This window comes from Pseudomonas sp. D8002, assembly GCF_013385695.1.
GTDB lineage: Bacteria > Pseudomonadota > Gammaproteobacteria > Pseudomonadales > Pseudomonadaceae > Aquipseudomonas.
Genome location: NZ_JACAPM010000055.1, coordinates 21,216 through 47,370, shown reverse-complemented (window position 1 = coordinate 47,370; position 26,155 = coordinate 21,216). Strand labels below are relative to the sequence as shown.

Annotated in this window: 26 protein-coding genes; 10 read left to right on the top strand and 16 right to left on the bottom strand. The window is 61.5% G+C overall.

Features of this window, described 5'->3' with window-relative positions:
- Nucleotides 1-3: 3 nt before the first annotated feature.
- Nucleotides 4-1,728 (bottom strand): tetratricopeptide repeat protein, encoded by a 1,725-nt coding sequence (locus HX807_RS28460; RefSeq protein ID WP_008432263.1) that lies wholly within the window; start codon nucleotides 1,726-1,728, stop codon nucleotides 4-6.
- Between the two features lie 274 nt (nucleotides 1,729-2,002).
- On the opposite strand from HX807_RS28460, the gene hemA reads away from it, so the two are divergent.
- The 6 genes from hemA to HX807_RS28430 all read left to right on the top strand — a co-directional run bounded on the left by hemA (nucleotide 2,003) and on the right by HX807_RS28430 (nucleotide 7,369).
- Nucleotides 2,003-3,292: a glutamyl-tRNA reductase gene (gene hemA / locus HX807_RS28455; protein ID WP_008432265.1), complete on the top strand. Its 1,290-nt coding sequence runs from the start codon at nucleotides 2,003-2,005 to the stop codon at nucleotides 3,290-3,292.
- On the top strand, nucleotides 3,289-4,371 hold the full coding sequence (prfA, locus tag HX807_RS28450; protein ID WP_003208405.1) for a peptide chain release factor 1: 1,083 nt from the start codon (nucleotides 3,289-3,291) through the stop codon (nucleotides 4,369-4,371). The genes hemA and prfA overlap by 4 nt, the downstream gene beginning before the upstream one ends.
- Nucleotides 4,372-5,199, top strand: coding sequence for a peptide chain release factor N(5)-glutamine methyltransferase (prmC, locus tag HX807_RS28445; RefSeq protein ID WP_003208408.1), 828 nt, complete (start codon nucleotides 4,372-4,374; stop codon nucleotides 5,197-5,199).
- Nucleotides 5,196-5,951: a molybdopterin-synthase adenylyltransferase MoeB gene (locus HX807_RS28440; RefSeq protein WP_177051819.1), complete on the top strand. Its 756-nt coding sequence runs from the start codon at nucleotides 5,196-5,198 to the stop codon at nucleotides 5,949-5,951. Before prmC ends, HX807_RS28440 begins: the two co-directional genes overlap by 4 nt.
- Entirely contained in the window at nucleotides 5,944-6,738 is a 795-nt protein-coding gene (gene murI, locus HX807_RS28435) for a glutamate racemase (RefSeq protein WP_177051817.1), read from the top strand. The genes HX807_RS28440 and murI overlap by 8 nt, the downstream gene beginning before the upstream one ends.
- Before the next feature lie 112 nt (nucleotides 6,739-6,850).
- Nucleotides 6,851-7,369, top strand: a complete 519-nt coding sequence (locus tag HX807_RS28430) for an acyloxyacyl hydrolase (RefSeq protein WP_003208415.1) — start codon at nucleotides 6,851-6,853, stop codon at nucleotides 7,367-7,369.
- Between the two features lie 137 nt (nucleotides 7,370-7,506).
- Here the strand turns inward: HX807_RS28430 and HX807_RS28425 are convergent, their stop codons facing one another.
- The 12 genes from HX807_RS28425 to HX807_RS28370 all read right to left on the bottom strand — a co-directional run bounded on the left by HX807_RS28425 (nucleotide 7,507) and on the right by HX807_RS28370 (nucleotide 17,511).
- Nucleotides 7,507-7,812 (bottom strand): YkgJ family cysteine cluster protein, encoded by a 306-nt coding sequence (locus HX807_RS28425; RefSeq protein ID WP_003208416.1) that lies wholly within the window; start codon nucleotides 7,810-7,812, stop codon nucleotides 7,507-7,509.
- Nucleotides 7,813-7,866: 54 nt separating this feature from the next.
- A complete protein-coding gene (locus tag HX807_RS28420) occupies nucleotides 7,867-8,358 on the bottom strand; it encodes a DUF2878 domain-containing protein (RefSeq protein ID WP_008432274.1) in 492 nt (163 codons plus the stop codon).
- Nucleotides 8,351-9,622, bottom strand: coding sequence for a cyclopropane-fatty-acyl-phospholipid synthase family protein (locus HX807_RS28415; protein ID WP_003208420.1), 1,272 nt, complete (start codon nucleotides 9,620-9,622; stop codon nucleotides 8,351-8,353). The genes HX807_RS28420 and HX807_RS28415 overlap by 8 nt, the downstream gene beginning before the upstream one ends.
- Nucleotides 9,609-10,415, bottom strand: coding sequence for a DUF1365 domain-containing protein (locus tag HX807_RS28410; protein WP_003208422.1), 807 nt, complete (start codon nucleotides 10,413-10,415; stop codon nucleotides 9,609-9,611). The genes HX807_RS28415 and HX807_RS28410 overlap by 14 nt, the downstream gene beginning before the upstream one ends.
- Entirely contained in the window at nucleotides 10,412-11,659 is a 1,248-nt protein-coding gene (locus HX807_RS28405; RefSeq protein ID WP_177051815.1) for an FAD-dependent oxidoreductase, read from the bottom strand. Before HX807_RS28405 ends, HX807_RS28410 begins: the two co-directional genes overlap by 4 nt.
- Nucleotides 11,656-12,438: an SDR family oxidoreductase gene (locus HX807_RS28400; RefSeq protein WP_177029275.1), complete on the bottom strand. Its 783-nt coding sequence runs from the start codon at nucleotides 12,436-12,438 to the stop codon at nucleotides 11,656-11,658. The genes HX807_RS28405 and HX807_RS28400 overlap by 4 nt, the downstream gene beginning before the upstream one ends.
- The gene (locus HX807_RS28395) at nucleotides 12,435-12,857 is read right to left on the bottom strand and encodes a nuclear transport factor 2 family protein (RefSeq protein WP_003208426.1); all 423 of its coding nucleotides are present in this window, start codon (nucleotides 12,855-12,857) and stop codon (nucleotides 12,435-12,437) included. The genes HX807_RS28400 and HX807_RS28395 overlap by 4 nt, the downstream gene beginning before the upstream one ends.
- A complete protein-coding gene (phrB, locus tag HX807_RS28390) occupies nucleotides 12,850-14,295 on the bottom strand; it encodes a deoxyribodipyrimidine photo-lyase (RefSeq protein ID WP_177051814.1) in 1,446 nt (481 codons plus the stop codon). Before phrB ends, HX807_RS28395 begins: the two co-directional genes overlap by 8 nt.
- Nucleotides 14,296-15,225, bottom strand: a complete 930-nt coding sequence (locus HX807_RS28385; protein ID WP_177051813.1) for a MerR family transcriptional regulator — start codon at nucleotides 15,223-15,225, stop codon at nucleotides 14,296-14,298.
- Between the two features lie 3 nt (nucleotides 15,226-15,228).
- Nucleotides 15,229-16,200 carry a DUF523 and DUF1722 domain-containing protein gene (locus HX807_RS28380; protein WP_008432288.1) on the bottom strand — a complete coding sequence of 324 codons (972 nt, stop codon included), beginning with the start codon at nucleotides 16,198-16,200 and terminating at the stop codon, nucleotides 15,229-15,231.
- Nucleotides 16,201-16,312: 112 nt separating this feature from the next.
- Nucleotides 16,313-16,528, bottom strand: a complete 216-nt coding sequence (locus tag HX807_RS28375; RefSeq protein WP_008432289.1) for a TIGR02450 family Trp-rich protein — start codon at nucleotides 16,526-16,528, stop codon at nucleotides 16,313-16,315.
- Nucleotides 16,525-17,511 carry an NAD(P)/FAD-dependent oxidoreductase gene (locus HX807_RS28370; protein ID WP_003208434.1) on the bottom strand — a complete coding sequence of 329 codons (987 nt, stop codon included), beginning with the start codon at nucleotides 17,509-17,511 and terminating at the stop codon, nucleotides 16,525-16,527. Before HX807_RS28370 ends, HX807_RS28375 begins: the two co-directional genes overlap by 4 nt.
- A 209-nt stretch (nucleotides 17,512-17,720) precedes the next feature.
- Here HX807_RS28370 and HX807_RS28365 point away from each other — a divergent pair, with 209 nt between their 5' ends.
- Nucleotides 17,721-18,620: a TIGR01777 family oxidoreductase gene (locus HX807_RS28365; protein ID WP_177051812.1), complete on the top strand. Its 900-nt coding sequence runs from the start codon at nucleotides 17,721-17,723 to the stop codon at nucleotides 18,618-18,620.
- A 14-nt stretch (nucleotides 18,621-18,634) separates the two neighbouring features.
- Nucleotides 18,635-19,660, top strand: a complete 1,026-nt coding sequence (hemH, locus tag HX807_RS28360; RefSeq protein ID WP_177051811.1) for a ferrochelatase — start codon at nucleotides 18,635-18,637, stop codon at nucleotides 19,658-19,660.
- A 344-nt stretch (nucleotides 19,661-20,004) separates the two neighbouring features.
- Here hemH and HX807_RS28355 read toward each other — a convergent pair whose 3' ends face one another.
- From HX807_RS28355 to algW, 3 genes are all read right to left on the bottom strand, one after another.
- A complete protein-coding gene (locus HX807_RS28355) occupies nucleotides 20,005-20,724 on the bottom strand; it encodes a DUF4198 domain-containing protein (RefSeq protein ID WP_003208440.1) in 720 nt (239 codons plus the stop codon).
- A 12-nt stretch (nucleotides 20,725-20,736) separates the two neighbouring features.
- The gene (locus tag HX807_RS28350; protein WP_177051810.1) at nucleotides 20,737-22,848 is read right to left on the bottom strand and encodes a TonB-dependent siderophore receptor; all 2,112 of its coding nucleotides are present in this window, start codon (nucleotides 22,846-22,848) and stop codon (nucleotides 20,737-20,739) included.
- Between the two features lie 108 nt (nucleotides 22,849-22,956).
- The gene (algW, locus tag HX807_RS28345) at nucleotides 22,957-24,111 is read right to left on the bottom strand and encodes a Do family serine endopeptidase AlgW (RefSeq protein WP_003208442.1); all 1,155 of its coding nucleotides are present in this window, start codon (nucleotides 24,109-24,111) and stop codon (nucleotides 22,957-22,959) included.
- A 103-nt stretch (nucleotides 24,112-24,214) separates the two neighbouring features.
- On the opposite strand from algW, the gene HX807_RS28340 reads away from it, so the two are divergent.
- Nucleotides 24,215-24,973: a Nif3-like dinuclear metal center hexameric protein gene (locus HX807_RS28340; RefSeq protein ID WP_003208444.1), complete on the top strand. Its 759-nt coding sequence runs from the start codon at nucleotides 24,215-24,217 to the stop codon at nucleotides 24,971-24,973.
- A gap of 256 nt (nucleotides 24,974-25,229) precedes the next feature.
- The gene (gene cysD, locus HX807_RS28335) at nucleotides 25,230-26,147 is read left to right on the top strand and encodes a sulfate adenylyltransferase subunit CysD (RefSeq protein WP_003208447.1); all 918 of its coding nucleotides are present in this window, start codon (nucleotides 25,230-25,232) and stop codon (nucleotides 26,145-26,147) included.
- Nucleotides 26,148-26,155: the final 8 nt, after the last annotated feature.

The following is a 26,155-nucleotide window of genomic DNA, read 5'->3' as shown; positions in this document are numbered from 1 at the left end:
AAATTAAAGGGTCTCGGATCCGGTCAGGCGCTTGATGGTGCTGCGCAGGATTGGGCTTTCGGGCTGTTCCTTGAGGAACTTCTCCCAGATTTGTCGCGCTTCACGCTGCTTGCCATTGGCCCAGAGCACTTCGCCCAGGTGTGCGGCGACTTCCTGGTCGGGGAAGCGCTCCAGCGCCTGGCGCAACAAGCGTTCGGCTTCGTCCAGGTTGCCCAGGCGGTAATTCACCCAGCCGAGGCTGTCGAGTACGGCCGGGTCTTCCGGGTTGAGCTGGTGAGCCTTTTCAATCAGCTCCTTGGCTTCGGCGTAACGCGTTGTACGGTCGGACAAGGTGTAACCCAGGGCGTTCAGTGCCATGGCATTGTCCGGGTCGCGCTTGATGATCAGGCGCAGGTCTTTTTCCATCTGCGCCAGGTCATTGCGTTTTTCCGCCTGCATGGCGCGGGTGTACAGCAGGTTCAAGTCGTCCGGATATTGCAGCAAGGCTTGCTGGAGGATTTTCCAGGCGCGATCGCCCTGCTTGTTGGCCGACAGGGTCTCGGCCTGGATCAGGTACAGCTGGATCGCGTAGTCCGGTTCGGCATCCCGTGCGGCAGCCAGGCGTTTTTCCGCCTCGTCGGTACGGCCGTTGTTCATCAGGATATCGGCCTGGCGCAGTTGCGCCGGCAGGTAGTCATTGCCGGCGCCGACCTGGGCGTATTCGAGCAATGCAGCCTGCGGGTCGTTACGCTCTTCAGCGATACGGCCCAGGTTCAGGTGCGCCGAATCCACGTGGCTCTCGCGGGCGATCAGGTCTTCCAGGTAACCCTTGGCCTCATCCCAGGCCTTGGCTTCCAGGCACACCAGCGCCAGGGAGTAGCGCAATTCGTCATCGTCCGGGTATTGCTGCACGAGGTTGGCGAACTGCACCTTGGCGTCTTCCATGCGGTCCTGTTCAACCAGCATGCGGGCATAGGTCAGCAGCAGGCGTTTGTCGCCCGGGTACTTCTTGATGCTTTTTTCCAGCAGCGGAATCGCTTCCTTGCCGCGGTTGAGGTTTTGCAGCAGGCGGGCACGCAGCAGGATCGGCGCGATCTCGCCCTCTTCCGGCGGGTGTTGCTCCAGCAGCTTCAGCGCAGCCTCGGGCTCATCATCCTGTTGCAACAACAGCGCCTTGCCGAAAATCAGCTGGCTGTTGTTCGGGTGTTTTTGCAGCAGGCGGTCGAAACTCTTCATCAGGCCGTTGCGGGTGTCCTGATCGGTGTCGGCGGCCGACAGCGCGAGGAAGTCGAAATGCGTGTCGCCCTTGCCCTGCAGGACCTTCTCCATATACACCATGGAGTCGTCATAGCGCCCGGCGCGGGCCAGTTGAATGGCCGCTGCCCGTTGTGCCTCGAGATCGTCCGGGGCGTTTTTCGCCCAGATCAGCGAGGAGTCCAGGGCCGCCTGATCGGCGCCCAGGTACTCGGCGATGCGAAACGCCCGCTCCGAAATCCCCGGATCCTGAGTATTGATGGCCTGGGTCACGTAGTTATCCAGGGCAATGTCGAAACGATTGCGCTGGCCGGCCAGCTCCGCGCTCAGCAGGCTGAAGATCGTCTCTTCACTGAACGAGGAATAAACCTTGGGCTTTTCAGGGGCGGGGGTGCTGTCTTCTACCGGCGGCGTACCGTCCGGCGACACGGGTGCCATGGCCTGGCAGCCGCTGAGAAAGACAAAAGCAAGGAGCAACGCGGAAGATCTATTCATATAGGAAGAGGACGACTAACCTGCGGTCGGATCATCATGACACAAGCCTTCGGCCAAACATAACCGTGTAGGAGCGAGCTTGCTCGCGAAGAACCAGAGGACAACGCGTTTTATCCCGTAAGCCAGCGTTATCGTTAACGACCATCGCGAGCAAGCTCGCTCCTACAGATGGCCTTTATAGGCGTAAGCTACTAGGACAATAGCCTACGGTGGTTGTTCTGAATCATTCGAAGTAGGACAATTGTCGGCTTCCCGACATCATCAGCGATATTGAATGGCCTTCCTTGCACTCGGTATTAACCACAAGACTGCTTCTGTAGACGTCCGCGAGCGCGTGGCTTTTACTCCCGAGCAGTTGGTTGAGGCCTTGCAGCAGCTCTGCCGGCTCACCGACAGTCGCGAAGCTGCGATCCTTTCGACCTGTAATCGCAGCGAGCTCTATATAGAGCAGGAACATCTTTCAGCGGATGTGGTGCTGCGCTGGCTGGCCGATTACCACCATTTGAGCCTCGATGAGTTGCGCCAAAGCTCATATGTGCACGAAGAGGATGCGGCAGTTCGTCACATGATGCGCGTCGCCTCCGGGCTGGATTCGCTGGTGTTGGGCGAGCCGCAGATTCTCGGCCAGATGAAGTCCGCCTACGCCGTGGCCCGCGAGGCCGGCACCATCGGCCCGCTGCTGGGGCGCCTGTTCCAGGCCACCTTCAACTCCGCCAAGCAGGTGCGCACCGACACCGCCATCGGTGAAAACCCGGTGTCCGTGGCGTTTGCCGCCGTCAGCCTGGCTAAACAGATTTTCAGTGACTTGCAGCGCAGCCAGGCCCTGCTGATCGGCGCCGGCGAGACCATCACCCTGGTCGCCCGCCACCTGCACGAGCTGGGCGTAAAGCGCATCGTCGTCGCCAACCGTACCCTGGAACGCGCCAGCATCCTGGCCGAGCAGTTCGGTGCCCACGCGGTGTTGCTTTCCGACATCCCGGCCGAGCTGGTGCGCAGCGACATCGTCATCAGCTCTACTGCCAGCCAGTTGCCGATCCTCGGCAAGGGCGCGGTGGAAAGCGCCCTGAAACTGCGCAAGCACAAGCCGATCTTCATGGTGGATATCGCCGTTCCCCGGGATATCGAGCCTGAAGTCGGCGAGTTGGACGACGTTTACCTCTATAGCGTCGACGACCTGCACGAAGTGGTCGCCGAAAACCTCAAGAGTCGCCAGGGCGCTGCCCAGGCTGCCGAGGAAATGGTCAGCACCGGTGCCGACGATTTCATGGTGCGCCTGCGTGAACTGGCGGCAGTGGACGTGCTCAAGGCCTACCGTCAGCAAGGCGAACGCCTGCGGGACGAGGAATTGATCAAGGCCCAGCGTATGCTCGCCAACGGCAGCAGCGCCGAAGACGTGCTGATGCAGTTGGCGCGCGGCCTGACCAACAAATTGCTGCATGCTCCCAGTGTCCAGTTGAAAAAGCTTACCGCCGAAGGCCGCCTCGATGCGCTGGCCATGGCCCAGGAACTCTTTGCCCTCGGTGAGGGCGCGACAGAAAGCTCTTCGGATAAAAAACCGCAATGAAAGCGTCACTGCTCAATAAACTGGACGTCCTTCAGGACCGTTTCGAAGAACTGACCGCCTTGCTCGGCGATGGCGAGGTCATCTCCGATCAGACCAAGTTCCGCACCTATTCCAAGGAGTACGCGGAAGTTGAGCCGATCGTGGGCACCTATAAACAGTTGCTCAAGGTTCAGGCTGACCTCGAAGGCGCCCAGGCGCTGCTCAAGGACAGCGACCCGGACATGCGCGAAATGGCCGTTGAAGAAGTGCGAGAAGCCAAGGACAAGCTGATCGAATTGGAAGGCGACCTGCAACGCATGCTGTTGCCCAAGGACCCGAACGACGGGCGCAACGTATTCCTTGAAATCCGCGCCGGCACCGGCGGTGACGAAGCGGCGATTTTCTCCGGCGACCTGTTCCGCATGTATTCGCGCTATGCCGAGCGTCGCGGCTGGCGTGTGGAGATTTTGTCCGAGAACGAAGGCGAACACGGCGGCTATAAAGAAGTCATCGCCCGGGTTGAGGGCGAGAATGTCTACGGCAAACTGAAGTTCGAATCCGGCGTGCACCGCGTGCAGCGGGTGCCGGCCACGGAATCCCAGGGCCGTATCCACACCTCGGCGTGCACCGTGGCCGTGTTGCCCGAGCCCGACGAGCAGGAAGCCATCGAGATCAACCCGGCAGACCTGCGGGTCGACACCTACCGCTCATCGGGCGCCGGTGGCCAGCACGTCAACAAGACTGACTCGGCGATCCGTATCACTCACTTGCCTTCGGGCATCGTGGTGGAGTGCCAGGAAGAACGTTCCCAGCACAAGAACCGTGCGCGGGCCATGTCCTGGCTGTCGGCCAAGCTGAATGACCAGCAGACCAGCGCCGCCGCCAATGCGATTGCCAGCGAACGTAAGCTGCTGGTGGGCTCGGGCGACCGTTCCGAGCGCATTCGTACCTACAACTTTGCCCAGGGCCGGGTCACCGACCACCGCGTCAACCTGACGCTGTACTCCCTGGACGAAATCCTCGCCGGTGGCGTCGATGCGGTAATCGAGCCGTTGTTGGCCGAATACCAGGCCGACCAGCTTGCGGCGATAGGTGAATAAATGACCATTATTGCCAGTTTGTTACGCGCCGCCGACCTGCCGGACTCGCCGACTGCGCGCCTGGACGTGGAATTGTTGCTGGCCGCCGCCTTGGGCAAGTCCCGCAGCTACCTGCACACCTGGCCGGAAAAAATCGTCAGCAGTGAACACGCGCTGACCTTTGCCGACTACCTGCAACGCCGTCGTGCCGGCGAGCCCGTGGCCTACATCCTCGGCCAGCAAGGCTTCTGGAAGCTCGACCTGGAAGTGGCACCGCACACGCTGATCCCGCGTCCGGAAACCGAGATGCTGGTGGAAGCCGCCCTGGAATTGCTGCCTGCCACACCGGCCAAGGTCCTGGACCTGGGCACCGGCAGCGGCGCGATTGCCCTGGCCCTGGCCAGCGAACGCCCGGCCTGGCAAGTCACGGCGGTCGACCGCGTGCTGGAAGCTGTGGCCCTGGCCGAACGCAACCGCCAGCGCCTGCACCTGAACAACGCCACGGTGCTGAACAGCCATTGGTTCAGTGCCCTCGAAGGCCACACTTACAACCTGATCATCAGCAACCCACCTTATATAGCCGACACCGACCCGCACCTGGTGGCCGGTGACGTGCGCTTTGAACCGGCCAGCGCGCTGGTATCCGGGCATGACGGCCTGGACGACCTGCGGCTGATCATCGCCCAGGCGCCTGCGCACCTCGACGCCGCGGGTTGGTTGCTGCTGGAACACGGTTACGACCAGGCGCCCGCCGTGCGCGACCTGCTGCTGGGGGAAGGCTTTGAAGAAGTCCACAGCCGCATCGACCTGGGCGGCCACGAACGCATTACGTTGGGACGCCGCCCGTGATGAACGACCAGGAGCTGTTGCGCTATAGCCGGCAGATTCTGTTGCAGCATGTCGACATCGAAGGTCAGTTGCGCCTGAAAAACAGCCGCGCGCTGATCGTCGGCCTGGGTGGCCTCGGTTCGCCGGTGGCGCTGTACCTGGCGGCGGCGGGGGTGGGTGAGCTGCATTTGGCGGATTTCGACACTGTCGACCTGACCAACCTGCAACGCCAGATCATTCACGACACCGACAGCGTCGGCCTGAGCAAGGTCGACTCGGCGATTCGCCGCCTGAGCGCGATCAATCCTGACATACAGCTGGTTGCCCATCGCAGCGCGCTGGATGAGGATTCCCTCGCGGCCGCCGTTGCGGTGGTCGATGTGGTACTGGATTGCAGCGACAACTTCTCCACCCGCGAAGCGGTCAACGCTGCGTGTGTCGCTGCCGGCAAGCCTTTGGTGAGCGGTGCGGCGATTCGCCTCGAAGGCCAGCTGTCGGTGTTCGACCCTCGTCGCGCCGAAAGCCCCTGCTACCACTGTTTATACGGGCACGGCAGCGACGCCGAACTGACCTGCAGCGAAGCCGGTGTCATCGGCCCGCTGGTGGGTTTGGTCGGCAGCCTGCAAGCCCTGGAAGCCTTGAAATTGCTGGCCGGTTTCGGCGAGCCGTTGGTGGGGCGGCTGTTGTTGATCGACGCCCTGACCACGCGTTTTCGCGAGTTGCGGGTCAAGCGCGATCCCGGTTGCATCGTCTGCGGTAGCCAACATGGTTAAGGATGCGCCGATTGGTGTGTTCGACTCCGGTGTCGGCGGCCTGTCGGTGCTGGACGAAATCCAGCGTCTGCTGCCCCATGAGTCGCTGCTGTACGTGGCGGATGGCGGGAATATCCCCTACGGCGAGAAAACCCCGGCGTTCATCCTCGATCGTTCGCGACAGGTGGCGGAGTTCTTCCGTGAGAAGGGCGCCAAAGCGTTTGTGATTGCCTGCAACACGGCGACCGTTGCGGCGGTTGCCGATTTGCGCCAGGACTATCCCGACTGGCCATTGGTGGGCATGGAACCGGCAGTCAAACCTGCGGCTGCCGCGACCCGCAGTGGCGTCGTCGGCGTGCTGGCGACCACCGGCACCCTGCAAAGCGCCAAGTTCGCCGCCTTGCTCGACCGCTTCGCCACCGATGTGCGGGTGATCACCCAACCCTGCCCGGGCCTGGTGGAGCTGATCGAAACCGGCGATCTGGACAGCCCGGCCCTGCGCCTGCTGTTGCAAGGCTACGTGGAGCCGCTGATTGCGGCCGGTTGCGACACCATCATCCTCGGCTGCACCCACTACCCGTTCCTCAAGCCCCTGCTCGCCGAGATGCTCCCGCCGACGATCATTTTGATCGACACCGGGGCGGCAGTAGCGCGTCAATTGCAGCGTCTTTTGAGTGATCGCGAATTGCTGGCCACTGGCAATCCGCCGCCTGTACAGTTCTGGACCAGCGGCGATCCGCAGCATCTAAGAAATATCCTACCGACCCTATGGAAATCTCCCGGAGTTGTGCGTAGTTTTGGCGTGTGAAAAAAACGTGAAATAACGCCTTTATCCGCTGAACTTCTGGCTATACGGCAGCTTCTATAGCAAGTTAGCCGGTACAAAATCATACAACTTCGTTCGGAAGGGATGTTTCTCTATGAAGCGCTTGTTCTGTTTGGCTGCGATTGCGGCCGCAATGTTGGGGCACTCTTTTTCCGCACAGGCGGCAGGCCTGGAACTTGGGGTGGGAAGTACGAGCGATTCGACCATGACCTATCGGTTGGGGCTGACCTCGGACTGGGATAAAAGCTGGTGGCAGACCGATACGGGGCGCGTGACCGGGTACTGGAGCGGCGCCTACACCTACTGGGACGGTGACAAGCGCGCCAGTGTCAGCAGCCTGTCGTTCTCGCCCGTGTTTGTGTATGAGTTTGCCGGGGAGAGGGTGAAGCCGTACATCGAGGCCGGCGTGGGTGTGGCCGTGTTCTCCCGCACGCGGGTTGAAGACAACAATATCGGCCAGGCTTTCCAGTTTGAAGACCGGCTGGGCTTTGGCTTGCGCTTTGTCGGTGGCAGTGAAGTGGGCATTCGGGCCACCCATTACTCCAATGCCGGGATCAGCAGCAATAACGATGGTGTAGAGAGTTATTCGCTGCACTACACGCTGCCGTTGTAGTTTTTTAAGCACACTGCAAAACCATTGTGGGAGCGGGCTTGCTCGCGAAAGCGGTATATCAGCCACGAATCAGTTGACTGACACACCGCTTTCGCGAGCAAGCCCGCTCCCACATTGGCTACTCATTGGTTCCGAAATCAGCGATACACCGTCGCAATCCCCTGGCGCTCATCGATGCACTCCGGCGCGCCCATCTCGAATTCCCGGCAGATCAGCGGCCGCTTCTCGTAAATCGTGCACATCATCGTGTCGCGATCCAGCGCCGCGCACCAGCCGTCATCCAGGCGCAGCATGACTTCGCCGCCCCAATCGTCGGTATCGATAAAGCGATCGGGCACGCCGGTGTCGGTGATCAGCATGACTTCCAGCTGGCAGCAGCACGCGGCGCAGGTGGAGCAGGTGACGGCAGGTTCGGCGATTTGGGTATGGGGGATGTTGGTCATAGGCGCGCAGTGTAAGGCAAGCGGCTCATAGGTGTGTGAAAGGCCTGACGGACGTCAATGTGCCAACTGCCTGGCAACCCAATGCAACAACGGAAAAATCATCCCCCAGAGTAACGCCAGGCCGATGACGGTCGGCACGGTGCCATAGCCGAAACTCACCCCGGCCAGTTGGCTGCCCGCGTAATAGGACAACGGCCCGCCCACCGCCCCCAACAAACTCGCACGCCACCAGGGCTGCGCGCTCCAGGCCAGGCAATGGCGCAGCGTGGTCGCCAGCAATGCCCACAACAGGATCAGCCACCATGGTGCCAACGGTCCGGGCAGGCTGAAATGAAACACGCCGAATGCTCGTAGCACGGTGTCGATCACGGTGCCCAACAAGGTGACGGCAAGAATCACCTGGCCTTCCGCTGACCACGAACTTATCCACAGCAGGTGGATTACCAGCACCGCCAACCCCACCAACAGCCACAGACTGTCGCCGCCCAGCACACAGGCAAACCAGCCGCACTGGAACAGCACGGCATTTGCCAGTGGTTTAAGCATCAAAGCGCCCGAGCAGTGGCTGGGTCAGCGCCGCCGGCTTGGCCAGCAGCATCTGCGCGGTGCCGATGGTGCGCTCCATAAAGCCGCCTTCGCAGTAGCACAGGTAAAACTCCCACAGCCGCAGGAAGTATTCGTCGTAGCCCATTTCCGTCAGGCGGCTGTGGGCGCGGCGAAAGTTCTCATGCCACATGCGCAGGGTTCGCGCGTAGTGCAGGCCGAAGTCCTCCATGTGCAGCAGGTTCATGTCAGTGTCGCGGCTGACGACCTCCAGCATCTTCTGTACACAGGGCAGGGCGCCGCCGGGGAAGATATAGCGCTGGATAAAATCCACGCTGCTCTTGGCTTGTTCGTAGCGCTGCTCGCGAATGGTGATCGCTTGCAGCAACATCAGGCCGTTGCTCTTGAGCAACTGCGCGCACTGTTTGAAATAGGTCGGCAGGAAGCGGTGGCCCACGGCTTCGATCATCTCGATCGACACCAGCTTGTCGTACTGCCCGGTCAGGTCGCGGTAGTCCTCCAGCAGCAACGTCACCTGATTCTGCAAACCCAGGGCCTCGATGCGTTTTTCAGTGTAGGCAAACTGCTCTTTGGACAGGGTCGTAGTGGTGACCTTGCAGCCGTACTGCTGCGCGGCATAAATCGCCATGCTGCCCCAGCCGGTGCCGATTTCCAGCAGGTGGTCGGACGGTTTCAGCGCGAGCTTCTGGCAGATGCGTTCCAGCTTGTTCAACTGCGCCTGTTCCAGGGTGTCGTCAGCGGTGAGGAACTGCGCGGCCGAATACATCATGGTCGGGTCGAGGAACTCCTCGAACAGGTCGTTGCCCAGGTCGTAGTGGGCGGCAATGTTTTTCTGCGAGCCCTTGCGCGTATTGCGGTTGAGCCAGTGCAGGCCCTGGGTGAAGGGCCGCGCCAGTTTGGCCAGGCCACCTTCCAGCGCATCCAGCACGTCGAGGTTACTGACCATCACTCGTACCACGGCGGTCAGGTCCGGGCTGCTCCAGTAACCATGGATAAATGCCTCGCCGGCGCCGATGGAGCCGTTGGCCGCCACCAGCCCCCACACGGCTGAATCGAGGATCTGGATCTCCCCCAGCAGGTGCGCTTCCCGTGCGCCGAAGACTTGCCGTTCGCCGTCCTCGATCACCACCAACTGGCCGTGGCGCAGTTGGCCGAGCTGGCGCAGCACGGCTTTGCGCAGCAGCGCGGCGGTCATGCCGTTGACGTTCAAGCGGTTGGATTTGACCGATAAGCTAGGGGATTTCATGGCGGCGATCCTTGGTGTAACCGACTGCGGTGCGAGAAGCGCCTTCGGCGGCGTGATGGGAAAAAATCGGCGTGCGTTTAAGCAAGAGGCGCAAGGCCTGCCAATAAATGGCCAGGCAGGTCTTGGCGGTCATCCACGGGAAGCGCCACAGGTAGCGGTGCAGGCTGGCGCGGTTCAGGGCTTCGCGTTGCAGGCTCAAGGTGGCGTCGAAGACTTTCAGTTCGCCCTGCCAGTCGGCCATATGCACGCCGAGCCTGGCGGCGGGCGGGCTGAAGCTCATGCGGTATTCCAGGTCCCGGGGCAAGAACGGCGACACATGAAACGCCTTGGCCACGGCGAAGTGCTGATGCTCACCGGCAGGCAGCGCCTGGGCCGGCAGCACGTAGTGATAGCGCTCGCGCCACGGGGTGTTGGTCACTTCACAAAGGATCGCGGCCAGCGTTCCGTCGGCCTCGAAGCAGTAGAAGAAACTCACCGGGTTAAAGGCCAGGCCCCAACTGCGGGCCTGGGTCAGCAGGCAGATAACGCCCGAGGGGATGCGCCCCAGGGCCTTGCCGACTTCTTGGCGTACGGCATCGGTCAAGCTCATGCCGTGACGGGTAAATTCACGCAGGTAATCCTGCTGGCGAAACGCGAACGGCGCCCAGCGCTCGCCCGCCAATGGCGACAAGCCGAACACTTCGTCCTGTTCGCTGAGGTCCAGGTACAGCAGGCCGATCCGGTAGCGGAAGGCATGGCCCTTTGGCGTAAACCGCCGATGGGCGATCCAGCCACTGTACAGGGCGCTGTTCACAGGATTTCCCCGAACGCCTTGGCCACGCGCAATGCGCTGACCACGCCGTCTTCGTGGAAACCGTTGGCCCAGTAGGCGCCGCAATAATAGGTGTGCTGCGTGCCGTGCAGTTCTTCCCAGCGCGCTTGGGCGGCCACGGCGGCCAGGCTGTATTGCGGGTGGGCGTAGGTGTAGCGGGCGAGGACTTTGAGCGGGTTGATCAGCGCCGTTTGATTGAGGCTCACGCAAAAGGTGGTGGTGCTGTCGATGCCCTGCAGGATGTTCATGTCGTAGGTCACCGCCGCCTGTTTTTGCGCGCGGCCATCCAGGCGGTAATTCCAGCTGGCCCAGGCCAGTTTGCGCTCGGGCAGCAGACGGGTATCGGTGTGCAGGACGACGTCATTGTCGGCGTAGGGCAGGGCGCCAAGGATCTGTTGCTCGGCCAGGCTCGCATCCCCCAGCAAGGCCAGAGCCTGGTCGCTGTGGCAGGCGAACACCACCTTGTCGAATGCCTCGCTGCCGGCGGCGCTGTGGATAACTGCGCCGATGGCTGAGCGCTCAACCCGGGTGACCGGGCAATTGAGGCGGATATTTTCGCGGAAGGACTGGGTCAGCGGTTCGATATAGCGGCTGGAACCGCCTTCGATCACGCACCACTGCGGCCGGTTGCTCACCGACAACAAACCATGGTTCTTGAAGAACCGCACGAAGAATTGCAGGGGAAACCCGAGCATGTCGGCCAGGGACATCGACCAGATCGCCGCGCCCATCGGCACGATGTAGTGCTGGATAAAACGCTGGCCGTAGCCGCCCGCTTGCAGATACTCGCCCAGGGTCATCTCGGCGCTGATGCGTTGCTCTTGCAGGTCCAGCGGCGCCTGGCGGTTGAAGCGCAGGATATCGCGCAACATGCCCCAGAACCCCGGCGACAGAATATTCCGGCGCTGGGCAAACAGGCTGTTGAGGTTGTTGCCGTTGTACTCGAACCCGGCGTTCGGGTCGCACACCGAAAAGCTCATCTCGGTGGGTTTGTACGTCACGCCAATTTGCCCCAGCAGCTTGATGAAGTTGGAATAGGTCCAGTCGTTGAACACGATAAAGCCGGTGTCCACCGCATGGCTTTTGCCTTCCACCGTGACATTCACCGTGTGAGTGTGCCCGCCGATGCGGTCGCCCGCTTCGAACAGGGTGATGTCGTGGCGGCGACTGAGCAGGTAGGCGCTGGTCAGCCCGGCAATGCCGCTGCCGATAATGGCGATCTTCACAGGTCGTCCTTTCTCGGCGGCGGGCTGCGCAGCATGCGTTTGCCAATGATCAACTGGACGCGGTTCGGCAGTTTCGACAGTGGCCACAAGGCGGCAATAAACAGGGCAGGGAAGGCAATTTCCAATGGGCGGCTCTGCAGCTTGGCGAAGATATGTCGCGCGGCCTTGTCTGCCGGCCAGCTCAGGGGCATCGGGAAGTCATTGCGGGCGGTCAGCGGCGTGTCGACAAACCCCGGGCTGACCACGGTGACGTCGATCCCTTCAGGCGACAGGTCGATACGCAGGGACTCGAACAGGTAACGCAGGCCCGCCTTCGACGCACCATAGGCTTCCGCCCTAGGCATCGGCAGGTAGGTCACCGCACTGGCCACACCGACCAGGTGCGGTGTATGACCGGCACGCAACAGCGGCAGCGCGGCCTCGATGCAGTAACTGCTGGCCAGCAGGTTGGTGCGCACCACGTGCTCGATGATCGAGGCGTCGAACTGCCTTGCATCCACGTATTCGCAGGTGCCGGCATTCAGGATCACCGTATCCAGCGAACCCCAGGCCACCGCTATGTGTTCACCGATCTCGCGCACGGTCTGGCTGTTGGTCAGGTCGCCGGCCACCACCAGCACTTGCCCGGGGTATTGCTGGGCAAGCTGTTCCAGGGGCGCCTTGGAGCGGGAACTGAGGGCCACATGGGCACCGCTTTCGAGCAGCGTCTTCGCCAGTTCGGCCCCGATGCCACTGCTGGCACCGGTCAACCAGTAACGACGTGGAAGGTTAAGGCTCATCCCATTCTCCTTTTCAGCCAGCTGACCACACCGCCAAGGACCGGCACGTGTTCATACAGCAACTGTCCAGCGTCAAAATAATCCCGGTGGCGATACACCTTGTCGCGCCACAGCAGGTGCGAGCAGCCTTCCACACGAATCACTTCGCCCTTGGCCAGGCGCGGGTGGCAGAAGCTCATTTTCCAGCGCAGATAGCCTTCGCCTTCCGCTACTTGATCAAAGCCATGGAAGTCAAAGCGCAACTGAGTGACGTTGTCGTACAGCTCGGCGAAGTAGCGGTGCAACGCCGGTAGCCCGTGCACCTCGTGCAGTGGGTCGGTGAAACTGATGTCCTGGCTGTACAGGCCGTCGAGCAGGTGCAGGTTGTGCTTGTCCACACTGGCGAACACCTGGGCGAAGCGGCGCAGGAAATCACTCATAAGCACCTCCGACCGCCTGGCGTGAAGGCAGGCTGCGGAAAGCGGCGAGGGCGCGCTCGCGGGATTTTTTCAAATCGACGATAGGACGAGGATAGTCGGCCACACCAAAGAGGCCGCCCACGGCGTCGGGGTTGTGCACTTCCTTTTTGTTCAGCGCCGCCAGTTGCGGCAGCCAGTGCTTGATAAACACACCTTCGCCGTCGAATTTTTCCGATTGGCTCAAGGGGCTGAAAATCCGGAAGTACGGGGCCGAGTCGGTGCCGGTGGACGAGCTCCACTGCCAGCCACCGTTGTTGGCTGCCAGGTCGCCGTCGATCAGGTGACGCATGAAAAAGCGCTCGCCTTCGCGCCAGTCGATCAGCAGGTTTTTGGTCAGGAACATCGCCACCACCATGCGCAGGCGATTGTGCATCCAGCCGGTTTCCAGCAGCTGGCGCATGGCGGCGTCGATGATCGGCAGGCCGGTGCGTGCTTCCTGCCACGCCTTCAAGTCTTCCGGGCTGTTGCGCCAGGCCACGGCTTCGGTCTCTGGGCGGAATGCGCGGTGGCGCGAGACCCGTGGGTAGCCCACCAGAATATGTTTGTAGAACTCGCGCCACAGCAGCTCGTTGATCCAGGTAATCGCGCCGATGTCGCCGCTTTCGAATTCACCCTGGTTGCTTTGCAGCGCGGCATGCAGGCATTGGCGCGGTGAGACCACGCCCGCTGCAAGGTAGGCCGAAAGCTGGCTGGTACCGGGCTTGGCCGGGAAGTCGCGTTCGTCCTTGTAGTAGCTGATTTGTGCGTCGGCGAACTGGTCGAGACGGCGCCGGGCTTCGGCTTCGCCGGCAGGCCACAGGGCGCGCAAGGCTTCGCTCGGGGTAGCGAAGCCCTCGACGTGATCCGGAACCTCGTCGCTTTTGAGTTTGAGCGGCGCCTGCGCCTTGGGCGTGGCGACCAAACGCGGCAAGGCGCCATGCAGGCGGCTGTAGCAGACCTTGCGGAACTGGCTGAACACCTGGAAGTAGGTGCCGGTCTTGGTCAGCACGCTGCCGGGCTGGAAAAACAACTGGTCCAGATAGGTGTGGAACGTGATGCCTTGAGCTTCGAGGGCCTTGGCCACGGCGGCGTCGCGGCGCTCTTCGTGGATGCCGTATTCGTCATTGACGTGCACCGACTCCACCGCCAGTTCCTGGCACAGGCCTGCCAAAACTTCAGGTGCTTGATCCCAAGTGTCGGCATGGCGGATCAATAACGGAATGTTCAACTCGCTCAGTGCCGAGCTCAAGCGCTGCAGGTTGCGCAGCCAGAAATCGACCTTGCACGGCGCGCCATCGTGGGCCAGCCATTGCCCGGGGCTGATCAGGTAGACGGCCGCTGTCGGGCCACGCTGTGCGGCGGCGGCGAGGGCGGTGTTGTCATGTAGGCGCAGGTCGGTGCGCAGCCAGATCAAGTGCATTTAAATAAGTCCACGCTGGATCAGTACCTGATGGGCCGACAACGGGTCTTCGGCCAGGAGCAATTCAGGAATCTCTTCGGTTAATACGGACAGCTCCGCCTGGTGGATGCATACCGTTGGTCCGGTTATCAGTTTTGGGCAACTGAAGCCGCTCAACAGTTTGCCCAGCACCGAGGTATGGAGTGCCTTGCTCGAATACAGCAGTACCGCACGGGGTTGCAGATGCTCGACGGCCAGGGCCAGTTCGCCCACCGGCAATGGCCAGTCGAAAACTTCCACCGGGCAATCGGCGCTGCTGGCGAGCCAGGCGGTGAGCCACAGGTGCGGCTCCAGCGGCATGTCGGAATGGTTGATCAGCAGCAGGGGGGCGCCGTTGAGCTGGCGGTTGTTGTGATACATCCGCGCACCGAATTTGCTGCGCAGCCAGGAATAGAAAAATACCCGTTCCATTTGCGCGCCGAACTGGCCTTGCCAGCGCAGCTCAAGCTCCTTGAGCAACGGCAATAACAGTTGCTCGCACAAGGTGCGCGGCGGGTACAGCGCCATGGCCTGGTTGAAGGCATCATCCACCCGGCGCTCGGCCAGTTCGCTGATGGCCTGCACCAGGTGCTGGCGGCGGTTGTGCCATTCGTTTTCCACCGGCGGTTCGCTGGTGGCTTGCGCGGTGTCGATCAGGCTCTTGACCTGGCTGACCGGCACACCGCGGTTGAGCCAGGTCAGGATGGTATGGATGCGTTGCACGTGCTCGGCACTGAACAGGCGGTGCCCCTTGGGCGTGCGCTGGGGCACGATCAGCCCGTAGCGCCGCTCCCAGGCGCGCAAGGTCACGGCGTTGACGCCGGTCTGGCGCGCCACTTCGCGGATCGGCAGCCAGCCTTGTTCGATGGCCTCGGCGATGTCTTCGCCAGGTTCTTGCAGGGGAAAAGTCATAGGTTAAATCGCATTACGCAGGCTGAGGTTTTCCGGGTGCGGTTGCAGGTAGGCCTGCTGCGCGATATAGCGGTCCGGATGCTGGCGAAAGTGGTGCTTGAGCAGCGTCAGCGGTACCACCAGCGGCACGATGCCCTGGCGGTATTGGCTGATGATGGTCTGCATTTCCTGTTTGTCTTCGGCGCTGATGGCTTGCTTGAGGTAGCCGCTGATGTGTTGCAGCACGTTGGTGTGGGTGCCGCGTGTGGCGCACTGGGTCAGGGCGCTCATCAGTTCGCTGAAGTAGCCGGCGGCCAAGGCGCCCAGGTCGACGTCCCTGGGCATGCTGCCCAGCAGGTTGCCGAGGCTTTTGTAATGCACCGGGCTGTGGGCCATCAGCAGGTATTTGTAGCGCGAGTGAAATTCCAGCAGGCGGTGACGGGTCAGGCCTTCGGCGAGCAGTTGCTGCCAGGTGGCGTAGACGAACACCCGGGTCAGGAAGTTTTCCCGCAGCACCGGGTCATTCAGCCGACCGTCTTCTTCCACCGGCAGGTTGGGGTGGCGCGCACAAAACGCCTGGGCGTAGATGCCGCGCCCGCCGCCGTCGATGGGCATGCCGTTGTCCTGATAGACCTTGACCCGCTCCAGGCCGCAGGACGGGGATTTCTGCATGAAGATGTAACCGCAGAGGTCGGTGTGTTCAGCAGCCATTTGCTGGCCGTAATCGTCCAGCGGCTGGGTCACGTTAAGTTCGCGGTTTACGGTGCCAACGGCCTGTGGATTGAGCGGGTCGCCCACCAGGCGAATCGGCTCGCGGGGGATGCCCAGGCCAATGGCGACTTCAGGACACAGCGGCACGAAGTCGAAATAATCGGCCAGGGTCTGGCTACACAGCTGGGATTGTTTATGCCCGCCGTTGAAGCGCACGTTCTCGCCCAACAGGCAGGCGCTGATGGCGATTTTCGGTTTGCCGGTGGCGGGCAGGGTGCTGGACATGGCCAAACCTCGATGAAATTCCTGTACAGGGTTAAATGTCTGTACAACTTAATCTCATCATAGGTTTGAAGCTGTACAAGTCAAATAATTTGTACAGGTATTTGCGGAATGGCTATTTCCAGCCGATTTTCCAGTCTTCGGCGTTTTGCAGGGTTTGCCAGGCCAGGCGCTGCACGCGATGGCTCATCACGGCTTCCAGCTCGATTTCCTGCACATCGCCTTCGTCATCACGCAGCAGTTTGGTCACCAGAAAATGTTTTTCCTTGTACTGCGGGCGGGCTGCTGTCCACTTCGACAGCAGCAGCTTGGCGGGATTGATGCGGTTCATCGCAGGTGCTCGATCAACCGCCGCGCCGCCTCCTGGCCGCTGAGCCACGCGCCTTCCACGCGGCCTGACAGGCACCAGTCGCCACACACATACAGGCCCAGGTCGGCGTCGGCCAGCACGCCAAATTCATGGCTGGTGGACGGCCGCGCGTACAGCCAGCGGTGGGCGAGGGTGAAGGATGGCGCCGGCATGGCGCTGTGCAGCAGCTCGGCGAAGGCGCCGTGCAGGTGTTCGATCACGGCTTCCTTGGACAGGTCCAGGTGTTGCTTGCTCCAGGTGCTGGTGGCGTGCAAAACCCAGGTGTCGAGGGTGGTGTCGCGCCCCGGTTTGCTGCGGTTGCGCGCCAGCCAGTCCAGCGGGCTGTCCTGGACGAAGCAGCCTTCCATGGGCGTATCCAGCGGCTTGTCGAAGGCCAGGGCAATGGCCCAGGTCGGGTCCATCTTGACCCCGGCGGCGACACTCGCCAGCTTGGGCGCAGCGGCCAGCAAGGCAGTGGCCTGGGGCGCTGGGGTGGCGATGATCACGTGGCTGAACGGGCCGTGGCTTTCGCCGTCGGCGTCCAGCAGGTTCCAGTGATGTTTGCCCTGGAACACTTCGGTGATGCGGCAACCGAACTGCACCGGCAAGTCATCGAGCAGGGCGCGGGTGATCGCACTCATGCGCGGCGTGCCGACCCAGCGGATCTGTTCATCGGGGGAGGGCGTCAGTTGGCCGGACTTGAAGTTGTACAGCTGTGGCTTCCATTGCTCGGCGCAACCATTGGCCTGCCAGCGTTGCACCTCGTTGACGAAGCGCCGGTCGCGGGCGGTGAAGTACTGTGCGCCCATGTCCAGCGAGCCCGCATCGCTGCGCTTGCTGGACATGCGACCGCCACTGCCGCGGCTTTTATCGAAGAGTTGTACAACGTGCCCCGCGTCTTTCAACGCTCGGGCGGCGGAGAGACCGGCGATGCCGGTGCCAATGATCGCGATGGGAACAGTCATGGGAGGCCTCGTTTTACCGTTGGGTACAGACTACGCCGACACCAATAGCTGTACAATATTGTTTTTTGGTATAAGTTTTGGCGTACCTGATCGTTTGGCGTGACCTATGGTTAAACCTGAAGGTTTAACCAGCGTTGCGCCCGATTAAAACATCCCTGTTTATAAAATAGACTAACGGTGGTCGGCGAACGTTACACGAGGAACAACTCATGCACATTTTGCTGACCGGCGGTACCGGTTTGATCGGCCATCAACTTTGCCAATACTGGCTTGCCCAGGGCCATCGCCTCACGGTCTGGAGCCGCCATCCCGAACAAGTGGCTAAATTGTGCGGCGCCCAGGTGCGTGGCGTCGCCCGCCTGCAGGACATAAACGAGGCGGTGGACGCGGTGGTCAACCTGGCCGGCGCGCCGATTGCCGACCGGCCCTGGACGCATAAACGCAAGGCGCTGTTGTGGAGCAGCCGTATCGGCCTCACCGAAACCCTGCTGGCCTGGCTTGAGGACCTTGAGCACAAACCGGCGGTGTTGATCTCCGGTTCCGCGGTGGGCTGGTACGGCGACGGCGGTGAGCGCGAGCTGACCGAAGACAGCGGTCCGGTGCAGGACGATTTCGGCAGCCAGCTCTCCATTGCCTGGGAAGAAACCGCCCAGCGTGCCGAGGCATTGGGCATCCGCGTGGTGCTGGTGCGTACCGGGCTGGTGCTGGCGGCGGAGGGCGGCTTTTTGTCGCGGCTGTTGCTGCCGTTCAAACTGGCGCTGGGCGGGCCTATCGGCAATGGTCGGCAGTGGATGCCATGGGTCCATATAAAGGATCAAATCGCCCTGATTGATTTTCTTCTGCACAAGACCGATGCCAGCGGTCCTTATAATGCCTGCGCGCCACACCCGGTACGCAACCTGGAGTTCGCCAAGACCCTGGGCAAGGTGCTGCACCGCCCGGCGTTCATGCCCATGCCGGCGTTTGCCTTGCGTATCGGCCTGGGCGAGTTGTCCGGTTTGTTGCTGGGTGGCCAGCGGGCTTTGCCGCAGCGGCTGTTGGCGGCCGGTTTCACTTTCCAGTTCACTGAGTTGCATGCGGCCCTGGACGACTTGTCCAGCCGCCTCTAGAGATAGGATGTTGCATGACGGATCACGCGTTGTTACTGGTCAACCTGGGTTCACCGGCGTCCACTTCGGTGGCGGATGTGCGCAGCTACCTCAATCAGTTCCTGATGGACCCTTACGTCATTGACCTGCCATGGCCGGTTCGGCGTTTGCTGGTGTCGCTGATCCTGATCAAGCGCCCGGAGCAATCGGCCCATGCCTACGCCTCGATCTGGTGGGACGAAGGCTCGCCGCTGGTAGTTCTTAGCCGTCGCTTGCAACAACAGATGACTGCACAGTGGACCCAGGGGCCGGTGGAGTTGGCCATGCGCTATGGCGAGCCGTCGATTGAAAGCGTACTGACCCGGCTGGCGTCCCAAGGCATCCAGAAAGTGACCCTGGCGCCGTTGTACCCGCAGTTTGCCGACAGCACCGTGACCACGGTAATCGAAGAGGCCCGGCGCGTGGTGCGGCACAAAAAGCTGGCGATCGAGTTTTCGATTCTGCAGCCGTTCTACGATGAACCGGAGTACCTGGATGCCTTGGCCAACAGCGCCAGAGCCTATGTGGAGCAGGATTTCGATCATCTCCTGCTGAGCTTTCATGGGTTGCCCGAGCGCCACCTGAAAAAGCTCGACCCTACTGGGCAACACTGCTTCAAGGACGCCGACTGCTGCCAGAACGCCTCTCCCGAGGTGCTTGCCACGTGCTATCGCGCGCAGTGTTTCAGCGTTGCGCGGGATTTTGCCGAGCGCCTTGGCTTGCCGGATGGCAAATGGTCGGTGGCGTTCCAGTCGCGGCTGGGCCGGGCCAAGTGGATCGAACCCTACACCGAGGCACGCCTTGAAGCGTTGGCTCAGCAGGGCGTGAAGAAGCTGCTGGTGATGTGCCCGGCGTTTGTTGCGGACTGCATCGAGACACTGGAGGAAATTGGTGATCGCGGCCTGGAGCAATTCCGCGAGGCGGGGGGCGAGGAGTTGGTGTTGGTGCCGTGCCTGAACGATGACCCGCAGTGGGCGGCGGCGCTCAATACCCTGTGTGAAAGAGCGCCGGTCGCGCTGTAATCAAGCCGAGTGAGGACTGAATGTGGGAGCGGGCTTGCTCGCGAAGACGGTGGGTCAGTTAATGAAGATAGCGACTGAAACACCGCTTTCGCGAGCAAGCCCGCTCCCACATTGACGGTGCCCACTCTGAATTTTCGGTGTTACTCGTGATGCGGCTCGCCCAGGAAGGTCAGGGAGCTGGAAGGAGCGCCGGTTGCACTGTAATCAAGCCGAGTGAGGACTGAATGTGGGAGCGGGCTTGCTCGCGAAGACGGTGGGTCAGTTAATGAAGATGGCGACTGACACACCGCTTTCGCGAGCAAGCCCGCTCCCACATTGACTGTGCCCACTTTGGATTTGCGGGGTTACTCGTGATGCGGCTCGCCCAGGAAAGTCAGGGAACTGAACAGTCCGCGAGTCGCGACATCAGCATTGTCTTTGAGCGGGATTTCCACCTGCGCCGCAATCACATTCAATCCTTCATTTCTCACCAGCACCTGGGCGCGACCGTCTTTATCGGTCTCGGTGCTCAGGGTGTTCGGTGCGTTGCGATAGTCTCCGATCAGCTTGACCCCAGCCGCCGGCTTGCCATCCAGCAGCACCCGTACCGGCAGTGATTTACCCGGGCCGACCGTCAGCGGATCAACTTCCGGCAAGATCAGTAGCTTGATCTGATCCAGCTTCGGCAACTTCGCCCCCGGCTGGTAGATCGCCAGGCTGTACTTGAGGGTCTGGGTCGACTCAATCGCCCCCGGCACCTTGCTGCGGCCCTCGTTGATCCACTTCTTGTCAGGCGTCTGTGACCACATCCCGTTATCCAGGGCGACCGCCAGTACAGCCGGCGATTTGAGCGGCTTCAGGCGCGCATGGTCGGGCAGACGTTCCACGGTCACCGGGATCATTTTGCCGCTGGCGTCGTAGGCCCAGGCGCCGCTGATTTTCTGCGCCTTGAACGCGTTGTCTTCGGCGCCGTGGCCGTAGATCACTTCGATATTGCCGCGCCGTTGTTCGGTCCACAGTCCGTGGGCCGAGACTTGGGTGGCAAACAGCAGGCCGAGCACGGCCAGGGATTTGAAGGCTTGCATGGAGACGTCCTTTTACAGGTTGAGGGTCAGGCTGACGGTGAAGTTGCGCGGCTCGCCGGGATTGACCCAGTAATTGCTGTAGGAGCGCTCGTAGTACTTTTCATCGAACAGGTTGTTGAGGTTCAGGCCCACGGTGACGTTGTCGCTGGCCTTGTAATGGGCCAGTAAATCGACGGTGTGGTAGGCCGGTAATTCAAAGCGGCCCCCGGCTTCACCGGAGCGATCGCCGACGTAGGTAAAGGCCGCGCCGAGGTCGGAGCCGCGCAGCAAGCCGTCCTGGAATTCATACACTCCGAGCAAGCTGGCGCTGCGTTTGGCTACGCCGAGAATCCGGCTGCCAGTGGGGATGGCTTTGTCGCCTTTGGTCACTTCGGCGTCGATGTAGGCAAAGGCGCCGATCACCCGTACGGCGTCAGTCACCTGGCCGGTCAGTTGCAGGTCAAAACCCTGGCTGCGGGCCTTGCCCATGGCGCGCTGTGTGTCGGTAGCCGGGTCCAGGGCCAGGACATTTTCTTTCTCGATATGGAAGGCGGCGAGGGTGGTGCTCAGGCGGTCGTCGAACAGCTCGCTCTTGATCCCGATTTCATACCCCACGCCTTCTTCCGGCTTGAAGGATTTGCCGTCGGCGTCCAGGCCATTGTTGGGTTTGAACGAGGTGGAGGCGTTGGCGAACAGGCCCACTTCAGGCGTCAGTTGGTAGAGCAGGCCGGCGCGTTGGGTCAGGGCGTCGTGGGTCTGCCGGCTTTTGGCATGGTTGCGGCTGAAGTCGTCGGTGCGCTGCTCGAAGTGTTCGAACCGCGCGCCGATCATCCCCCGCAGGCGGTCGGTGAAGATGATCTGGTCCTGCAGGTTCAGCGCCTGGCTTTTCACCTGTTCGAAAAAGTCAGTGCCGGAGCGCTTGCCGTTCGGTTTGGGCTGGCCATAGACCGGGTCATAGATGTCGATGGCGTAATCGCCGCCGGCGATGGCGGTCACCCGTTCTTTCTTGCGGTAGTCCTCGTACTCGGTGCCGATCAGCAATTCGTGCTGCCAACTGCCGATGTCGAACCGACCGCGCAGTTCGAGCTGGGTGATGCTGTCATGCCAACCGGTGGAGCGCTCGCGGTAGCGGCGGCTGAGGGTGTGGCCATCGGCATCCAGCGCGCGGTTTTCCGAGGCGTTGCCCCACAGGCTGCCTTGTTTGTAATGGCTGGCCAGGCGCAGTTGCCAGGCATCGTTGAGGTGATGCTCGAGGCTGGCTTGCAGGCGGTTGTTGTGGTTGCGGATATCGCCGTCGTCGGGCTCGCCGAGAAAGGTCGAGCGGGAGACGCCGCTCCAGCGGTTGTTGGGCGCGACGATGCCGCGGTCGAAAGTGGAGCGGTGACGCACGAATTCACTTTCCACCAGCAGGTGTGTGTCCGGGTCCAGTTGCCAACTGATGGAGGGCGCGACGAAGACCCGTTTGGCCTCAACGTGGTTGCGGAAGCTGTGGTTGTCTTCCACCGCCAGGTTGACCCGCGATAACACGTTGCCCTCGCTGTCCAGCGGCGTGTTCACGTCCAGCGCGGTGCGGTAGCGGTCCCAACTGCCGGCGCTGGTCTGCAGTGTGGTGAAGGCCTCGTGCTGCGGCTTTTTGCTGACGATATTCACCGTACCGCCTGGGTCACCACGGCCATACAGGCTGGCGGCGGGGCCCTTGAGCACCTCGATGCGCTCGATATTCGCCGCGTCCGGCGTGCTCGGGTAACCGCGGTTGGCGCTGAAACCGTCCACGTAAAACTCTGACGTGGTGAAGCCGCGAACGCTGTATTCGTAGAGCGTCAGGCCGCCGAAGTTGTTCTGTTTGGACACGCCGCCGGCAAACTCAAGGGCACGCTCGACGTTGGTGCTGCCCAGGTCGTTGAGTACCGAAGCGGGAATCACGCTGATGGACTGTGGGATATCCCGCAAGGCGGTGTCGGTTTTTGTGGCGCTGGCGGAGCGGGTGGCGCGATAGCCCTTGACCGGGCCGGTGGCTGATTCGTACGCCTCGCTGGTGATGCGGGTGGCTTCCAGTTCAATGGTCGCAGTGTCTTCGGCGTAGGCCGGGTCCACCAGCAAACCCAGGGCGATTCCCGCCAGCGGGGCAAATCTTCGAGACGGCATGATAGAGCGTTCCAATAGCGATATTGAAACAATATAACATGACTAATGAGAATGAATTTCTTTTGAAATATTAGGTAACAGGAGCCCGCGAACGGGCTCCCGAAGCCGTTATTCCTCTTCTTTCACCGGTGCAGGCGGCGGACGCAGGCCGATTTCCGCCGACAGCTTGATTTCCTTGCCATTGCGCATCACCTGGATCGCCACCTTGTCGGTGGGTTTGATCCGCGCCACCTGGTTCATCGACTTGCGACCATCCCCGGCCGGCTCGCCGTCGATGCTGAGGATCACATCCCCCAGTTGCAGGCCGGCTTTCTGCGCCGGGCCGTCGCGGAAGATCCCGGCGACCACGATGCCAGGGCGTCCGGTCAGGCCAAACGACTCGGCCAGTTCCTTGGTCAGCGGCTGGACTTCAATCCCCAGCCAGCCCCGAATCACCTGGCCATGCTCGATGATCGACTTCATCACTTCAGTGGCCAGCTTCACCGGAATCGCGAAACCGATGCCCTGGGAGCCGCCGGACTTGGAGAAGATCGCGGTGTTGATGCCGGTCAGGTTGCCGTTGGCATCCACCAGCGCGCCGCCGGAGTTGCCCGGGTTGATCGCCGCGTCGGTCTGGATGAAGTCTTCATAGCTGTTGAGGCCCAACTGGTTACGCCCGGTGGCGCTGATGATGCCCATGGTCACGGTCTGGCCGACGCCGAACGGGTTGCCGATGGCCAGCGCCACGTCACCTACGCGCAGCCCTTCGGAGCGCCCGATGGTGATCGAGGGCAGGCCTTTCAAATCGATTTTCAGCACCGCGAGGTCGGTTTCCGGGTCGCTGCCGACCACGCGGGCCAGGGTTTCCCGGCCATCACGCAGGGCCACCACAATCTGGTCGGCGCCGGTGGTGACGTGGTTGTTGGTGAGGATGTAGCCTTCCGGGCTCATGATCACACCGGAGCCGAGGCTGGATTCCATGCGCCGCTGCTTGGGCGAGTTGTCGCCGAAATAGCGACGAAACTGTGGGTCTTCAAACAGCGGGTGCGCCGGTTTGTTGATGACCTTTGTGGTGTACAGGTTGACCACGGCGGGGGCGGCGATCACCACCGCATCGGCGTAAGTCACCGGGCCTTGTACCACCGCGCTGGTTTGCGGTGCCTGTTGCAGGTTGACATCAAGGGTCGGCAGGCCGACCAGTTGTGGATAACGCTGAATAATCAGCATCGCGATCAGCACGCCAGCCAACAATGGCCATCCAAAAAAACGCAGTGCCTTGAGCATGAAGAAAAATCCTGACAGGTTGCAGGGGGCGGGAGAGCGCCCATAATGTCGCGCATTATACGAGGCCGTGAGCGCCTCTGAACGGGATATTTAGGAGTCTTTTATGGCCGTTGCCCTGAGCACCTTAGTCGAGGAAGCGGACCGCTACCTTAATAGTGCCAAAATCGCCGATTACTGCCCCAACGGCCTGCAGGTCGAGGGCCGTCCGCAAGTGCTGCGCATCGTCAGCGGCGTGACCGCCAGCCAGGCATTGCTGGACGCGGCGGTCGAAGCCCAGGCCGACCTGGTGCTGGTGCACCACGGTTATTTCTGGAAAGGCGAAAGCCCGTGCATCACCGGCATGAAGCAGCGCCGCCTGAAAACCCTGCTCAAGCACGACATCAGCCTGCTGGCCTATCACTTGCCGCTGGACCTGCACCCTGAGGTCGGCAACAACGTGCAACTGGCCCGGCAACTGGACATCACCGTCGAAGGCCCGCTGGACCCGGACAACCTCAAGGTCGTCGGCCTGGTGGGCTCCCTGGCCGAGCCGGCGTCGCCCCGTGATTTTGCCCGCCGCGTGCAGGAAGCCATGGGCCGCGAGCCGCTGCTGATCGAAGGCAGCGAGATGATCCGCCGCGTGGGCTGGTGCACCGGTGGTGGCCAGGGCTATATCGACCAGGCGGTGCTCGCCGGGGTTGACCTGTACCTGAGCGGCGAAGCCTCGGAGCAGACCTTCCACAGTGCCCGGGAAAACGACATCAGCTTTATCGCGGCCGGGCATCACGCCACCGAACGGTATGGTGTACAGGCGTTGGGTGATTACCTGGCGCGACGCTTCGCCCTCGAACACCTCTTCATCGACTGCCCAAACCCGATCTAACGAACACCACCGGACACATGTGGGAGCGGGCTTGCTCGCGAATGCGGTGCATCAGTCGCCATATGCATTGACTGACACACCGCATTCGCGAGCAAGCCCGCTCCCACATTTGATCGAGTCGAGCCAAACCCAGCGGTATATTGATATACCGTTTCGATCTAGCCAGCCCCCTCAATAGAATCAGGCGCTGTGCTAGCATGCCCCGCTCGAACACGGCCCGCTGGCCGTCCATAAGATCGTTTTTCCGTGAGTAACCATGGTCGACAAACTGACGCATCTGAAACAGCTGGAGGCGGAAAGCATCCACATCATCCGCGAGGTCGCCGCCGAGTTCGATAACCCGGTGATGCTCTACTCGATCGGTAAAGACTCCGCCGTGATGCTGCACCTGGCACGCAAGGCCTTTTTTCCGGGCAAGCTGCCGTTTCCGGTGATGCACGTCGACACCCGCTGGAAATTCCAGGAGATGTACAAGTTCCGCGACAAGATGGTCGAAGAGCTTGGTCTTGAGTTGATCACTCACGTCAACCCGGACGGTGTGGCGCAGGGCATCAACCCGTTCACCCACGGCAGCGCCAAGCACACTGACATCATGAAGACCGAGGGCCTGAAACAGGCGCTCGACAAGTATGGTTTCGATGCTGCATTCGGCGGTGCCCGTCGCGATGAAGAGAAATCCCGTGCCAAAGAGCGCGTGTACTCGTTCCGCGACAGCAAGCACCGCTGGGACCCGAAAAACCAGCGCCCGGAGCTGTGGAACGTCTACAACGGCAACGTCAACAAAGGCGAGTCGATCCGTGTGTTCCCGCTGTCCAACTGGACCGAGCTGGATATCTGGCAGTACATCTACCTGGAAGGAATCCCGATTGTCCCGCTGTACTTCGCCGCCGAACGCGAAGTGATCGAGAAGAACGGCACGTTGATCATGATCGACGACGACCGCATCCTCGAGCACCTGTCCGACGAAGACAAAGCCCGAATCGTCAAAAAGAAAGTACGTTTCCGTACCCTTGGCTGCTACCCGTTGACGGGCGCGGTGGAGTCCGAAGCCGAGACGCTGACGGACATCATTCAGGAAATGCTCCTGACGCGAACTTCCGAGCGCCAGGGCCGTGTCATCGACCACGATGGTGCAGGCTCGATGGAAGATAAAAAACGTCAAGGCTATTTCTAAGGGGCTGT

Coding starts and splice junctions, on each gene's coding strand:
- HX807_RS28370 (WP_003208434.1), bottom strand. CDS start 17,511: ATGACTGTTCCCATCGCGATCATTGGCACCGGCATCGCCGGTCTCTCC.
- HX807_RS28380 (WP_008432288.1), bottom strand. CDS start 16,200: ATGTCCAGCACCCTGCCCGCCACCGGCAAACCGAAAATCGCCATCAGC.
- cysD (WP_003208447.1), top strand. CDS start 25,230: ATGGTCGACAAACTGACGCATCTGAAACAGCTGGAGGCGGAAAGCATC.
- HX807_RS28350 (WP_177051810.1), bottom strand. CDS start 22,848: ATGCCGTCTCGAAGATTTGCCCCGCTGGCGGGAATCGCCCTGGGTTTG.
- HX807_RS28340 (WP_003208444.1), top strand. CDS start 24,215: ATGGCCGTTGCCCTGAGCACCTTAGTCGAGGAAGCGGACCGCTACCTT.
- murI (WP_177051817.1), top strand. CDS start 5,944: ATGGTTAAGGATGCGCCGATTGGTGTGTTCGACTCCGGTGTCGGCGGC.
- hemA (WP_008432265.1), top strand. CDS start 2,003: ATGGCCTTCCTTGCACTCGGTATTAACCACAAGACTGCTTCTGTAGAC.
- hemH (WP_177051811.1), top strand. CDS start 18,635: ATGACGGATCACGCGTTGTTACTGGTCAACCTGGGTTCACCGGCGTCC.
- HX807_RS28430 (WP_003208415.1), top strand. CDS start 6,851: ATGAAGCGCTTGTTCTGTTTGGCTGCGATTGCGGCCGCAATGTTGGGG.
- HX807_RS28385 (WP_177051813.1), bottom strand. CDS start 15,225: ATGACTTTTCCCCTGCAAGAACCTGGCGAAGACATCGCCGAGGCCATC.
- HX807_RS28355 (WP_003208440.1), bottom strand. CDS start 20,724: ATGCAAGCCTTCAAATCCCTGGCCGTGCTCGGCCTGCTGTTTGCCACC.
- algW (WP_003208442.1), bottom strand. CDS start 24,111: ATGCTCAAGGCACTGCGTTTTTTTGGATGGCCATTGTTGGCTGGCGTG.
- prmC (WP_003208408.1), top strand. CDS start 4,372: ATGACCATTATTGCCAGTTTGTTACGCGCCGCCGACCTGCCGGACTCG.
- HX807_RS28400 (WP_177029275.1), bottom strand. CDS start 12,438: ATGAGCCTTAACCTTCCACGTCGTTACTGGTTGACCGGTGCCAGCAGT.
- HX807_RS28420 (WP_008432274.1), bottom strand. CDS start 8,358: ATGCTTAAACCACTGGCAAATGCCGTGCTGTTCCAGTGCGGCTGGTTT.
- prfA (WP_003208405.1), top strand. CDS start 3,289: ATGAAAGCGTCACTGCTCAATAAACTGGACGTCCTTCAGGACCGTTTC.
- HX807_RS28425 (WP_003208416.1), bottom strand. CDS start 7,812: ATGACCAACATCCCCCATACCCAAATCGCCGAACCTGCCGTCACCTGC.
- HX807_RS28415 (WP_003208420.1), bottom strand. CDS start 9,622: ATGAAATCCCCTAGCTTATCGGTCAAATCCAACCGCTTGAACGTCAAC.
- HX807_RS28460 (WP_008432263.1), bottom strand. CDS start 1,728: ATGAATAGATCTTCCGCGTTGCTCCTTGCTTTTGTCTTTCTCAGCGGC.
- HX807_RS28395 (WP_003208426.1), bottom strand. CDS start 12,857: ATGAGTGATTTCCTGCGCCGCTTCGCCCAGGTGTTCGCCAGTGTGGAC.
- HX807_RS28365 (WP_177051812.1), top strand. CDS start 17,721: ATGCACATTTTGCTGACCGGCGGTACCGGTTTGATCGGCCATCAACTT.
- phrB (WP_177051814.1), bottom strand. CDS start 14,295: ATGCACTTGATCTGGCTGCGCACCGACCTGCGCCTACATGACAACACC.
- HX807_RS28375 (WP_008432289.1), bottom strand. CDS start 16,528: ATGAACCGCATCAATCCCGCCAAGCTGCTGCTGTCGAAGTGGACAGCA.